Here is a 14,196-nt window from a genome sequence, read left to right on the forward strand (position 1 = left end):
TTTCAGATTGATCCTTGCGGATCGATTTGATCTGTTCCATGTTTATCATAATCTATTTTGCTCATAAAATCCACACCATACAAACATCATCATATCCCTGACGGATAATGAACAAGCCCGTCCTTCCGCGGTCTGGTAAAGGACGGGCTTTGTTTCTGTCTGTGTTTTTTTGTTGTCTGATGCGGATCAGAAGAAGAAGGTCTTCCGCAGGTGCGCGTGCAGCGGCGGAATCAGGGTGGCGATGAACAGGAAAAGTCCCAGTGCTCCGAATCCGCATACGCAGTAGAGGGACCATACCCACATGGGAGTCTGGAAAGTGATGCTCTGGAAAAACTCAACCAGCATGAAGCTGCAGCCGATCAGTACCAGGTACAGGCCCAGCAGCCGCAGCCGCCCCTTCCGGATATACCGGAAAATCGTCACGCCCAGCAGCGTAAGGATACAGGCAATACCCGTCACCGGGAACGCGAAGGACAGGAACCAGTTCTCTCCGTTCTTCAGGCATACATACAGCAGGAAGCCTGCCAGGCAGACAAAGTCAATCGGCAGGAAAATCATCGGCCGAAACCGGGGAAACAGCAGCGGGAACAGCACCACAATCCAGGCCAGCGCCCCGCCCATGAGCACATAGCCGGACCAGGAGGCCTCCCCGGCCGTGTTCAGGCAGACAATCAGGCTGCTCAGGCCCGCGGCGATCATCACCGCCGTGAGCATCCAGACCAGCAGCCCCCTGCCGGTTTTTTCCTTCTCCGGCAGGCGGTCCGAATAGGATGACCGGTCCCCAGCCGCCGTCTCCTGCGCAATCATCACCGGCGTACGGCACAGCGGGCATTCCTTTACCCCGTCCTGCAGCTTCACCCCGCAATATACACAATACATATCTTCACATCCTTTCCTGATCTTCAGATCAGGACACAAATAATTGTTAATTGTTCATTGTTAATTGTTAATTGATCGAAAGCAATTCATTTATGAATTGCTTTCAATCTCCACCGGTACCCCCAGCTCCACCAGCCGTGAGAACACCAGCCGCTCCAGCTCCGATTCCCGGATGCCCCGGATCATGCTGATATACGTTTTGCCGTTGTAGGTCGCCACGGAGCAGTTGTTGGGATAGGTGTACTGGACGCCGATGACGAACTCAAACCGATCCACCAGCGGCTGCATGGCCTCCGGCACCGTCACAACACCCATGTTGGACAGGTTCAGGCAGCCTTTGTTTTCCCCGCTGAGCATATACACGCTGCGCATGCAGAGTGTCTTGATCGGCAGCGGGATCAGCCGCAGCAGCAGGTTCCGCTGCTGGTCCACGTTCTTGGCCACCCGTCCTGCCATCCGCTGGGGAATGGTTTCCGCCGCCAGCTGGTGTCCCATGAGGGAACAAATCTGTTCGTGGGTATATTCTCCCAGCCGCGGGTCAAACCCGATGTTCACCGCCAGGGTAAAATTCCGGAAAGTATTCATCCCGAAGGTTTTACGCAGATTCACGGGAATAGTGATCTTCACCGGTCTGGCTCTCTTTCCCGTGCGGCCCTCTGCCAGCTGACGCTTCTCGATGGCCTCCGCCAGCACCGCGGCCAGGAACGCCGTGACGGTCACGCCCTGTTCATGCGCCTTTTCCTTCAGCTTATCCGCCGGCACAATGCCGGTGATGATATGCCGGAAGCGGTCTGCCTCCGGCGTTCCGCTCAGGCGGTAGGCGGTATCCTCCGCCCGGGACAGGCCCCGGGACGCGCCGCAGGACTGGAAGCAGTCCCGGGTCTCCTCCGCCTTCGGCTTGTCGTTGATATCCACAATATGCCCTTCCGGCGGAATCTCCGTGCCGTACTTCAGCGCCAGGTAACGGGCTGTGAGGTTTTTGAGCAGGATCAGTCCGCCCGTTCCGTCGGTCACGGAATGGAACACTTCCACGGCGATGCGGTTGTTGTAATACAGAAAGCGCACACAGCAGGTTCTCAGTTCCCTGCGCGTCATATGTGTGAGGGGATAGGCAAAGTCCTTCTGGCTCTTCGGTGCCTTCAGGATCGTCTCCAGGTAATACCAGAAAAAGCCTCTTCTCAGGCGAACAAAATAGGTTGGAAACCGGGGTTTCAGTGCTTCTATTGCCCGGTCCAGCACCTCTGGATCCACAGGCTCCTTCAGCGTGGCGGAAACCCGGAAAACATTGTTCCAGTTTTTCCGGATAATCGCCGGAAATATCAAGGCGGCATTGTCCAGCCGGTACCATTGCTTCTTCATTACTTCCTCCGGTATACAGGTCGTGAAAAAGCTGTCTTTTCACATATTGCATACACTTGGGGATGATATCACGATGCACTTTTCCCGTCAAACCAGGGAAAAGAAACACTATAGCATTGTTAATTGTTCATTATTCATTGTTCATTGATGGCTTTATAAACGGTTCAAAACCGTTTATAAAGCCATCTGAATCCGCCTGCCGGAACCTTGACAGATCCCGCCTTGCATCGGCGTCCGGTTTCCAGGTCGGTATACATGGTCTCGTCATGAATCCACGCGACCTGCGGCTCCTGGGAGAAGTTGAACACCGCCAGCAGTTTCTCTCCCAGGTAATACCGGCCGATGCCGAGCACCTGATCGTTGCCGGTATTCACAATCCAGACGTCCGCCCCGTCGTCAAAGACGCCGTACTGCTGCCGGAGCTGCTCCTGGCGTTTGATTTCCGCAAAGATCCTGCCTTCCGTGGTATCCGGATCCTTCCGCTTTTCCGCTTTCTGCCAGTCCATATCTCCCCGGTGCAGATACCGGCTGTCTTCCGCCTTCAGCGGATCATCGTGATAAGCGTTGTCATTCTCCTGGGCAATCTCATCCCCGCTGTACAGCACCGGTACCCCGCTCAGGGTGAACATAAGCGCGTGCAGCATGCCGTCCAGGCGGATGGCTTCCGTCAGTTCTTTTTCGTTGTTGTCCTTCCGTGCGCTTTCAATCCCGCACAGGGAGGCCGTTGTTCCGCAAAGGCGTGCATCCCCCAGCCGCGGATCGTCGTTGTACAGTTCTCCCCGTGCCCGGCTTCCCGGATACTTTCCGGTAAAATAGTCGTTCAGGTACCGCTTATGGGGCACCTGCTCCCAGGCAAAATTCCAGCGCAGGTAATCAAAATCCAGGCCCCAGCCGATGTCGTCATGGCAGCGCAGGTAATTGAGGAAGGTATACTGTCTCGGCAGCGCGAACACCTGTCCCAGCTGATGTCCCAGCAGTTTCACGTTCCGCGTGGCCACCGTGTGCCACAGGGAAGCCATCGTGGTCACGTTGTACAACAGGTGGCATTCCGGTTTCTGCACCGTGCCGAAGTAAGGCACCACCCGGCTGGGTTCCATCACCACTTCGCCCAGCAGCAGCGTACCCGGGCAGACGATCTCACAGACCATCCGCATCATTCTCACCAGCGTGTGTACCTGCGGCAGGTTCCGGCAGGTAGTTCCCGGCGCCTTCCAGATATAGGGCACCGCGTCCAGCCGGATAATGTCCACGCCGTAGTTGCACAGGTTCAGCATGTTCTCCGTCATATCGTTGAAGACTACCGGATTGGCGTAGTTCAGGTCCCACTGATAGGGATAGAACGTGGTCATCACGATCTTCCCGGCTTCCTCGCACCAGGTGAAATTGCCCGGTGCAGTCGTCGGGAATACCTGAGGCACGGTCTGTTCATACCAGTTGGGAATATCCCAGGTGTCATAGAAGAAATAGCGGCTCTGGTAGTCCGCTTCTCCCGCCTTTGCCCGCCGGGCCCATTCGTGGTCCTCGCTCGTATGGTTCATTACAAAGTCCAGGCACAGGGAGATGCCCTTCCCGTGGCAGTCCTCCGCCAGTTCCGCCAGGTCTTCCATGGTGCCCAGTTCCGGCTGAACCTTCCGGAAATCGCTCACCGCGTATCCGCCGTCGCTCCGTCCTTCCGGGCTTTCCAGCAGCGGCATCAGGTGCAGGTAGTTCACACCGCAGTCCTGCACATAGTCCAGCCGTTTCCGGACACCCTGCAGCGTTCCGGCAAAAGCCTTCACGTACATCAGCATGCCGACCATGCTGTGTCCCCTGTACCAGGCCGGACAGGCTTCCCGTTCCCGGTCGATCTTCCGGAGATTCTCCGGCCTGCTTTCCCACATGCGGTACAGCATTCCGGTAAAGTATTCCCACGCTTTTTTGTCCCCGTGATACAGTTCCATATACAGCCACTTCAGTTCATCCGCGTGACGCTCAAACCGTGCGGCAAATTCTTTATTCCACTCCTGATTGCTCATCTGTTACCCTCTCGTTTTTCTGTTTTCACTGTATATATTCTGTATTCTTCTTTTACCATTCTGCTTTATTTATAGCACACTTTACATTCCCGTACAAGACAACGTGCATTCACGTAAACACTATATAATTCTTCATTTCTCTTTCGGTTGCTTCACTTCGTGAAACAGCCGAAAGAAATTGTATGCACAACCGGCTTTTCATGATATAATGAGATGATGCGGATTTCGGCATCGGGAAGATTTGATTTTTCTTATACGTTATTATTTTTTCCTTCCCTGCCGCCGTGTCAGAATATCGCTCTTGAACCGGAATGGAAGGAGGCTTTCATGAGCAATCTTGACGCGCAGTCTGTTTGCAGCAGACTGGAAGCTGACCAAACGCTGGCCACCCTGTTCGACATCCTCCGGGACTATGGTGAGGCCCCCGCTGCCTACTGGCTGGAAGGTGAACAGGAAAGAACCCGCTCCTATGCGGAAATGACCCTCCGGGCGGACGACTATGCCGCCTGCCTTAACTCCCTCGATCTTGAAGAAGGCTGGATCGGCGTTGCCGTGGACACCTGCCACGACTGGCCGTCTCTGTACTGGGGCATCATGCGCTCCGGACATAACGCCCTGCTGCTGGACGCGTCCGCGCCCGACAACGTCATTCAGGGCCTGCTGGATGAAGCGCACTGCCGCCAGGTTATTTCCCTGAAACCCAGGGCCCTGTCCGGCAACGTCCGCCAGATCGACTTTAAAACCATCCGGGAAGCTCCGCGCACCATCGGTTTCACCCCTGTCTGGGGCGAATATACCGCCATGTGCACCAGCGGCACCACCGGCACCAGCCGCATCTTTGCCTACAACAGCAAGGCAATTTGCGCCCAGGCGCTGAACGCCTATGATCTTTTTAAGGTCAACCCCCGGATTATCCACCCTGTGAACACCGGGCGTAAAACCCTGGCCTTCCTGCCCTTCCATCATGTGCTGGGATTCATGGGTAACATGATCCTTTCCATGTTCATGGGCACCGCCAACGTGTTCCTGCAGGATCGGACGCCCAACTCCATCCTGAACACCTGCCACCATTTCCCGCCGAACCTGCTGATCATGGTGCCCCTGGTAGGCAACAGCCTGGTTCGTTCCGTGGAAAAGGGACTGAAGAAAGAGAACAAGGCCAAGCAGAGCGCCTTTAAGACCCTGAAGGCCCTCTCCCTCGCCCGCCAGGCCATTTCTCCTGAAGCCGGCCTTAACTGGGCAGAAAAGTCCGCCTTTGCCGCGCTGAATGAGAAACTCATCGGCACCGAGGTGGATGTGGTCATCTTCGGCGGCAGCCATACACCGACTGAAACCCTGCGCACCCTGAATGCCCTGGGTTACTATACCGTCACCGGCTACGGCATGACGGAAACCGCCATCAACGGTTTCGAAAGGGAAATGTCCCTCAAGTACCGGCTGAACGGCTCCGTCGGTAAGCCCCTGCCCTCCGCTGAATACCGGATTGTCCCGGACAAGGAAGGCAGCAAAACCGGCGAACTGCAGGTCCGCGGTTCCGGAATCCACTCCGGCCGGGTCATCAACGGCCAGATCCTCCCGCCCGACACAGTCGATGACGGCTGGCTGCCCACCGGTGATATTGCCCAGCTGGACGCCACCGGCCGGCTGTATATCCGCGGCCGCCTGAAGGACGTCATCATTAACGAATCCGGCGAGAACGTCTATCCTGATGACATGGAAGACGCCTTCGCCTCCATCAATGGCGTGGAGCAGTCCTGCGTGGTCGGCTTCCGCCGCAACCGCCGGGACAACAACGAAGACATCGTCCTGGTCATGAACGTCGGTGAAAACTACACCGATGATCAGTACCTGGATAAGCTGGCTGCAAAGGTGGCTGACGCCAACCGCCGCCTGCCCATCTACACCCAGCTGAACCGTGCCCTCGTTACGCCCAACAAGCTGCCCCTGGTCAGCGGCATCAAGGTCAAGCGGATCGAGCTCAAGCGCATGTATGAGGAAGGCGAACTCACCTACCGTGAGCTGGATCTTCACGGCCAGAACGTCGGCACCGAAGTGGCTGCCGCCGCCCGCCTGGAGACCAAGAGTGCCAAGCATGATGAGATCCTGAAGAAGGTTCGCACCATGTACGCGGAAGCGCTTGAAATCTCCGAGAGCGAAATCACCGATAACGCCAACTTCATCGAAGACCTCCAGGGCGACAGCCTGCAGGTGCTGTCCATCGCGCTGAAGGCTGAAGAGGAATGGGGCATCACCATTCCCGCGGAAGAATACGGCTCCTGCGCCACCGTCGCCGGTATGGCCCAGGTGGTGGAAGCCCTGCTGGAAGGCCCTGCCGAAAGCGACAAGCCCAAGGAACGCGTTCCCGTCCGGCCCATCACCCGCTTTGAGGACACGCCGGAATACAAGCACTTCCTGGAGCGTCAGGAAGCCCTGGTCGGCAAGGGTGATAACCCCTACTTCGTCGCCCATGAATCTCCCCTGCTGGATACCGGCATCATCGACGGCAAGGAAGTCCTGGAGTTCGGCAGCTACAACTACGTCGGTATGAGCGGCCGGAAGGAAGTCAAGGACGCCGCCAAGGCCGCCATTGACAAGTACGGCACCAGCGCCAGCGGCAGCCGCCTGCTGGCCGGCGAAAAGCAGATCCACAAGGACCTGGAAAAGGAAATTGCCGACTGGAAGCACACCGAGGACGCCATCGTCTGCGTCGGCGGTCACTCCACCAACGTAACCTTCGTCGGTAACTTCTGCGGCAAGAACGACCTGATCCTGTACGACGCCCTGGCCCACAATTCCATTGAGCAGGGCTGCAAGCTGTCCGATGCAACGTCCCGTCCCTTCCCCCACAGTGACACCGCTGCCCTGGAAACCATCCTGAAGAGCCAGCGTGCCTACTACGAGAAGGTCCTGATCGTCATCGAAGGCGCTTACAGCATGGACGGCGACATCGCCCCCGTGCCGGAGTTTGTGCGGATCAAGAAGGAATACGGCTGCTTCCTCATGGTGGACGAAGCCCACAGCGCCTGCGTCATCGGCAAGACCGGCGGCGGCGTGGATGAGTACTTCGGCCTGAACGGCGATGATATCGACATCAAGTACGGTACCCTGTCCAAGGGCCTGGGCACCTGCGGCGGCTATCTGGCCGGCAAGAAGTGCCTGATCGACTATCTGCGGTACAACATGCCCGGTTTCGTCTTCAGCGTTGGTATTTCCCCCGCGCTGGCGGCCGGTTCCCTGGAAGCCATCCGCACCCTGCGGTCCCATCCGGAGATCATGGAGCACCTGCGTACCGCCATCAAGGCCTTTGCGGACAGTGCGCGGCGCCGTCACCTGGATATCTGCCTGGCCGGTGAAACCGCGGTTCTGCCGGTGCTGGTCGGCAAGGACGAGGACGCCTGGTTCCTGTCCAACGAGCTGAAAAAGCGGGGCGTCAGCGTTCCGCCCGCCATGTATCCCGCCGTTCCCAAGGGCAAAGCCCGGCTGCGCTTCTGCGTGATCAGCGAGCATAAGCCCGAGCAGATTGAAAAGGCGCTGGATATCCTGGAAGCCACTGCCCGTGAATACGGCATCGAGCTTCCCCGCCGTAACTACGACAAGGCAGAAGATCCGACTCCGGTCCTGTAATCCCAGAACATTAAACGAGGCTGCCATCCGGCAGCCTCGTTTTAATGTCACTTTTTATCCTTCACTTTTCATATTCTGCTTATGCAGCCATACTGCCAGCACAGCCACATCTGCCGGGTTCACGCCGGGGATCCGGCCCGCCGCACCCAGGGATACCGGTTTCTGCTTGTCCAGCTTCTGCCTGGCTTCCAGCCGCAGATGCTCAATCTCCGCATAGCAGATGTCCTTCGGCAGCAGGGTTTCCTCAATCTGCCGGGCTTGCTTGATCATATGGGCTTCCTTTTCCAGGTAGCCAGCATACTTCACGGATATTTCCGCCTGTTCCGCCACGGCGGGTGAAATCTCTGCCCACTCAGGCTGGAGTGTTGTCAGATCCTGCAGCCTGATCTCCGGCCGTTTCAGCAGTTCCTCTGCTTTCAGGGATCCGGTCACTTCCGGCTGACCCTTTTCCTTCAGCAGGCTGTTCAGCTTTTCGCCCGGAGCAAAGCGGGTGGTTGAAAGCTGCCGGAGCAGTTCCTCTGTTCCCTCTTTCTTTTTCTTCGTCCGCTCCAGCCGTTCTTCAGACGCCAGGCCGGCCTTGTAGCCGATCTCCGTGAGCCGCAGATCCGCGTTGTCCTGCCGCAGGTACAGCCGGTGTTCCGCCCGGGAAGTCATCATCCGGTAAGGTTCGTCCGTTCCCTTGGTGGTCAGGTCGTCCGTCAGCACGCCGATATATGCCATATCCCGGGTCAGGATGATCTGTTCCCTTCCCTGCAGTTCCAGGGCGGCGTTCATGCCGGCCAGCAGCCCCTGGCAGGCCGCTTCCTCATATCCGCTGGTGCCGTTGATCTGTCCGGCAAAAAACAGCCCGCTGATCCGCAGGCTTTCCAGCGTCGGGCGCAGCTCCAGCGAGTCAATGCAGTCATATTCAATGGCGTAGCCCAGCCGGGTAAAATCACAGTGCCGCAGTCCTGGAATCGTCCGGTACATCTGCCACTGCACATCCTCCGGCATGGAGGTACTCATACCCTGCACATACCATTCCCGGCTTTCCTTGCCTTCCGGCTCCAGGAAGATCTGGTGTCGGTCCTTGTCGGCAAACCGGACCACCTTATCCTCAATACTCGGGCAGTACCGGGGGCCGATGCCGTGGATCTTCCCGCTGTACAGCGGAGCCCGGTGCAGGTTGTCCAGAATGATTTTATGCGTTTCCGGCGTGGTCCAGGTCAGATAGCAGCTGTAGGTGTTCTCCAGTTTCCGGTCTGTCAGGAAGGAGAACGGCACCACCGGATCGTCACCTTTCTGCTCCTGCATCTCGTCAAAGTCGATGGTCCGCACATCCACCCGGGCCGGGGTGCCGGTTTTGTACCGGCGCAGCTCAAAGCCCAGTTCCGTCAGGCTGGCGGAAAGTTCCGAGGCGTTCATCAGTCCCTGGGGGCCGCCGTCATGACGGTGCTCGCCGATGATAATGCTGCCCTTCAGGTACACGCCGGTGGCTACCACCACTGCCCGGCACGGGATCCGTGCGCCGGTGACCGTGGTCACCGCCGTGACCCGGCCGTTTTCCGTCTCAATGGAGGCCGCTTCTCCCTGCCGTACCGTCAGCCGGTCCGTGGTCATTAGCGCCCGTCGCATCCGATTCTGGTAAGCCTGCTTGTCCGCCTGCGCACGCAGGGAATGAACCGCCGGGCCCTTGCCGGTGTTCAGCATACGGCTCTGCAGGAAGGTGTCGTCAATCGCGAGGCCCATTTCCCCGCCAAGGGCATCCAGTTCACGAACCAGATGCCCCTTGGCGGAGCCGCCGATGACCGGGTTACAGGCCATCAGCGCTACGCCGTCCATATTCAGTGTTAAGAGAAGTGTATCAATTCCCATCCGCGCGGCGGCAAGCGCTGCTTCACAGCCCGCATGCCCCGCGCCTATCACTACCAGATCTGCCATTGATTACCCCACGCCCTGTTCGGGATTATTGTAATTGTAATTGTAGTTGTACCTTGTCCACTGGGTCCGGACCTGATCGGCTTCCGGAATGTACCAGGTGTATTCGTCCGAATCCTTCCAGCTGAGGATCGTCAGCACCACCGAACCAAGCGGCTGGTCAATCTGATAATTCCTGAAGTGGAAGCCTCCGTGCATGGATCTCTCATACGGATTCAGCACGAACGGATAATCTCCTTCAAAGAACACATTCTCCCCGTCTGTATTGCAGATCATGGGATTGCCGTCCGTATCGAAGCACTCGATTTTATAGTGCACGTTCTCCAGGACGATCTCCTGGCTCATGTTCCGCAGGATAATCCGGATTTCGTTGTTGGCGGTAACCTCCAGTGATTCCACCATCACCGCTTCGTTGAAATTCCCGACCCGGATCTGGGTGGAAGCCGTATAACCGCCGTCATCCGTATAGGCGTACACCGTCGTCATGCCGGGGGTAATACCGCTGACCATGCCCGTGATGGTTCCGTTGGAACGAACCGAGGCGATGCTGTCATCCGCGGAAGACCAGATCACCTTCTGGTTATTGGCGTTCTTCGGCTGGACCACCGCCCGTACGTTGGACGCGCCGCCCCGCTGCACATAGTACAGATCCCGCTGCATCGTCACGCCGGTTACAGGCTGGATCACGGTCACCTTAACGGTTCCCTGTTTCTTGGACCCATCCTGTGCTGTCGCAATAATGTTGGCTACACCGCGGCCAACAGCAGTCACCATACCGTTGGCGTCTACTGTAGCCACTTTGGGTGCCTGGCTCTTGAAGGTCAGTCCCTTGTTGGTGGCGTCATCCGGTTCCACGCTCCACCTCAGCTGGCCGCTTTCACCGGTCTTCAGCGTCAGTTCCGACGGATCATTCACGTTCACAATCTTCGTTACCGGCTGGCTCACCGTCACGGTTGCGGAGGCGGACACATCCGGATTGGAATTGCTTGTGCAGGTCACGGTACATACGCCCGCCTTCACGCCGGTGATCTGTCCGTTGCGTACTGTAGCGATGGCTGTATCGGAAGTGGACCAGGTCACGGTCTTGTCATTGGCGTCCGCAGGCAGCACCTGGATTTTTGCCTGTGCGGTCCGGCCGACCACAACCGGAATATCCGCCTGGGTAATGTTGATGGAAGTCACCGGCTGCGTCACGGTAATCATGACCGTTCCGGTTGCCTTGGAACCGTCCGCCGCCGTTGCGACGATGGTTGCAGTGCCCTTCTTCACACCCGTCACCATACCGCCCTCATCTACGGTCGCGATGGCCGGGTTCTTGGAGCTCCAGGTCACATCCGTGATCGAAGCGTTATCCGGGGAGCAGATCGCGTCCAGTTCCATTCTGGAACCTGCAGCAACCTTCTTGTCACCCGCGTCAATCGTAATCTTCTTGACCGGCTGAATCACCAGCACCCGGAAGGTTTCGGTCACCTCGGGATTCTGGGCACTCTGCACGATCAGGTCACATTCGCCCCGCTGCACGGCTTTCAGGCTGGTGCTCGAAATCCGGGCGACGCCGGCGTCTGTGGTGGTATATGTTATTTTTTTGCTCGAGGCATCTTCAGGGGTGCAGGTCGCTGCCAGCGGCACCGCTGTACCAGCCGGAATCACCAGCACCTGGTTCTCCGTAGGCGCCTTCAGCAGGGAAGCCACCGCCGGATGATCCGGATCATAAACAGACAGTTTCACGGTATTCAGCGTGACCTTCTGCACGGCGCGCAGCACCGTCACTGTCACTTTGGTCTGGCCGACGCGCTTTCCGTTCCGCATCAGGGAAGCGGTCACTTCCGTCGCGCCCTTGCCCACCGCGGTGATGATTCCGTCTTCGGAAACAGTCGCCACGTTTGTCTTTGTAGCTTTGTAGACAACCTCGCCCTCTCCGTCGTAGTTGCCTTCCCGGCGTAATTCCGTCTGATAGGTTTGTCCTTCAAACAGCTGCACGGATTTTGTCGTAAAAAGAAAAACATTGGCCGCCATTGCAGGGATCACAAGTCCTGCGCACAGCAGCATCACGAGCAGACAGGTCAATGCCTTTTTCATTCTGAATCCCCTCTCATCCAAGCGTTCATGGTTTCCTGTTGCCGTATTGACCGGCTGACAATAAAACGAAAGGCCTTTGCTCAACCTTCCGGTTTCGGTTTCCATTTGAAAACGGTGCCGTTATACGACACCGTGCAGCACCGGATTAATGCGTGTCCAGATAGGACCGGACCAGTTCCTCCAGTATTTCGTCTCTTTCCAGGCGGCAGATCAGACTTCTGGCGGAATTGTAACTGGTGATGTAGGTCGGCTCACCGGTCACCAGATAACCCACAAGCTGGGTGATCGGGTCATACCCCTTTGTCTGCAGGGCCTTATATACATACATGAGGATGTCATGCGCTTCATTTCCGGTTCCCACAATCGGATCCATTTTATGGGTGTTGAACAGTTCTTCCATCCTGAATCCTCCTTCATCTGGGCTGTTTTTAGTATTATACAACATACAGTATGCTAAAGACAATACTTTCCTTTATTATGTAACTAACTTTTTCTTGCTTCTCCTGTGCCATTAATTGTATAATGTAACGTACATCTTCAGGTTCGGCGAACGTCAGTCTGAAGATGTTTCAGACCTATAATTCTTAATTCTTAACTCTGAATTCTGAATTGTTTAGAAGGAGTCTTCACGATGGAAGAGACAAACGCTCGCGGCAATTTTATCTGGGATGCAATCGATAAGGATCTGGAGGACAAACGGTATACGGAAGTCCATACCCGTTTCCCTCCCGAACCCAACGGTTATATGCACATTGGTCACTGCAAGGCGCTGATCATGGATTTCCTTACCGCTGAAAAATACGGCGGCAAGTGCAACCTGCGCTTTGACGATACCAATCCCGCCAAGGAAGACACCGAGTATGTCGAAGCCATCAAGCGGGATATTCACTGGCTGGGCTTCCACTGGACCGGCGGTGAATTCTATGCTTCGGACTATTACGATAAATGTTATGAGATCGCTGAGGAGTGGATCCGCCGCGGCCTCGCCTACGTGGATGAGCTGAGCAAGGACGAAATGCGGGAATACCGCGGCACTCTGACCGAGCCCGGCAAAAACAGCCCCTGGCGCGACCGTCCCGCTGAGGAAAGTCTGGATCTCTTCCGCCGCATGAAAGCCGGCGAGTTCCCGGAAGGCAGCAAGACCCTTCGGATGAAGATTGACATGTCCTCACCGAACATCGTCATGCGGGATCCTGCCATGTACCGCATCCTGTACAAGGAGCACTGGCGCACCGGCAACAAGTGGTGCATTTATCCCATGTATGACTTCTCCCATCCCATCGGCGACGCGCTGGAAGGCATCAGCCACTCCATGTGCTCCCTGGAGTATGAGATTCACCGTCCCCTCTATGACTGGGTGGTGGAAAAGAGCGCGGACATGCTGCCCGCACGTCCCCGTCAGATCGAGTTCTCCCGCCTGAATATGACCGGCACAGTCATGTCCAAGCGTTATCTCCGCCAGCTGGTGGAAGGTCACTACGTGGCCGGCTGGGATGATCCCCGGATGCCCACCCTGTCCGCCATGCGCCGCCGCGGCTATCCCGCCATGGCCATCCGCAACTTCGTGGATACCATCGGCATGAGCAAGGCGGACTCCACCGTGGACTACGCCGTGCTGGAGCACTGCGTCCGTGACGTGCTGGGAGAATCCTCCCTCCGCGCCATGGCCGTCCTCAATCCCCTGAAGGTGGTTCTGACCAACTGGCCGGAAGGCGAAACCAAGACTGTCACCCTGGAAAACCATCCGGATCATCCGGAAATGGGTGAACGCACCCTCTCCTTCGGCCGGGAACTGTATATCGAACAGGAAGACTTCATGGAAGTCCCGGTCAAGAAGTATCAGCGGATGTTCCCCGGCAATGAAGTCCGCCTGAAGGGCGCCTACATTGTCCGCTGCGACGACTGTGTCAAGGATGCGGAAGGCAATGTGATCGAGGTGCACTGCACCGTGGATATGGATTCCTTCTCCGGCAGCGCCGGCGCCGACCGGAAGATCAAGGGCAAGACCCTCCACTGGGTGCCCGTGGATGACTGCATCCCCTTCGAAGCCCGGCTGTACGAGCCGCTGCTCAATGATGACGTGGCCGAAGAAGAGGACGAGGAAGTCGATAAGAAGGACTTCATCTCCCGCCTGAATCCTGAAAGCCTGAAGGTCTGCCGCGGCTTTGCTGAAAAAGTGATCGCCGAAGCGGAAACCGGCACTTCCTTCCAGTTCCTGCGCACCGGCTACTTCTGCAAGGATCCGGATTCCACCGCTGAACTGCCGGTTTACAACCGCACCGTCGGTCTCCGTGACACCTTCGCCAAGCAGACCAAATAATCG

At 57.0% G+C, this 14,196-nt stretch carries 8 protein-coding genes; 2 read left to right on the forward strand and 6 right to left on the reverse strand.

What is annotated here, in order from left to right; all coding sequences use genetic code 11:
- Positions 1-186 precede the first annotated feature (186 nt).
- The 3 genes from JRC49_04455 to JRC49_04465 form a co-directional block, all read right to left on the reverse strand.
- Positions 187-879: a hypothetical protein gene (locus JRC49_04455; GenBank protein ID QTE72080.1), complete on the reverse strand. Its 693-nt coding sequence runs from the start codon at positions 877-879 to the stop codon at positions 187-189.
- A gap of 90 nt (positions 880-969) precedes the next feature.
- Positions 970-2,238, reverse strand: a complete 1,269-nt coding sequence (locus JRC49_04460; protein ID QTE72081.1) for a hypothetical protein — start codon at positions 2,236-2,238, stop codon at positions 970-972.
- Positions 2,239-2,402: 164 nt separating this feature from the next.
- Positions 2,403-4,253 (reverse strand): alpha-amylase family protein, encoded by a 1,851-nt coding sequence (locus JRC49_04465; GenBank protein ID QTE72082.1) that lies wholly within the window; start codon positions 4,251-4,253, stop codon positions 2,403-2,405.
- 327 nt (positions 4,254-4,580) lie between these two features.
- On the opposite strand from JRC49_04465, the gene JRC49_04470 reads away from it, so the two are divergent.
- Positions 4,581-7,877: an aminotransferase class I/II-fold pyridoxal phosphate-dependent enzyme gene (locus JRC49_04470; GenBank protein QTE72083.1), complete on the forward strand. Its 3,297-nt coding sequence runs from the start codon at positions 4,581-4,583 to the stop codon at positions 7,875-7,877.
- Between the two features lie 54 nt (positions 7,878-7,931).
- Here JRC49_04470 and mnmG read toward each other — a convergent pair whose 3' ends face one another.
- The 3 genes from mnmG to JRC49_04485 form a co-directional block, all read right to left on the reverse strand.
- On the reverse strand, positions 7,932-9,797 hold the full coding sequence (gene mnmG / locus JRC49_04475; protein ID QTE72084.1) for a tRNA uridine-5-carboxymethylaminomethyl(34) synthesis enzyme MnmG: 1,866 nt from the start codon (positions 9,795-9,797) through the stop codon (positions 7,932-7,934).
- 3 nt (positions 9,798-9,800) lie between these two features.
- Positions 9,801-11,873, reverse strand: coding sequence for an Ig-like domain-containing protein (locus JRC49_04480; GenBank protein QTE72085.1), 2,073 nt, complete (start codon positions 11,871-11,873; stop codon positions 9,801-9,803).
- A gap of 145 nt (positions 11,874-12,018) precedes the next feature.
- On the reverse strand, positions 12,019-12,273 hold the full coding sequence (locus JRC49_04485; protein ID QTE72086.1) for an IreB family regulatory phosphoprotein: 255 nt from the start codon (positions 12,271-12,273) through the stop codon (positions 12,019-12,021).
- A 231-nt stretch (positions 12,274-12,504) separates the two neighbouring features.
- Between JRC49_04485 and JRC49_04490 the strand changes: the two genes are divergently transcribed.
- The gene (locus tag JRC49_04490; GenBank protein ID QTE72087.1) at positions 12,505-14,193 is read left to right on the forward strand and encodes a glutamine--tRNA ligase/YqeY domain fusion protein; all 1,689 of its coding nucleotides are present in this window, start codon (positions 12,505-12,507) and stop codon (positions 14,191-14,193) included.
- The last annotated feature ends 3 nt before the right edge of the window (positions 14,194-14,196 follow it).

It is taken from the genome of Clostridiales bacterium FE2011, assembly GCA_017569305.1.
GTDB lineage: Bacteria > Bacillota > Clostridia > Christensenellales > Aristaeellaceae > Aristaeella.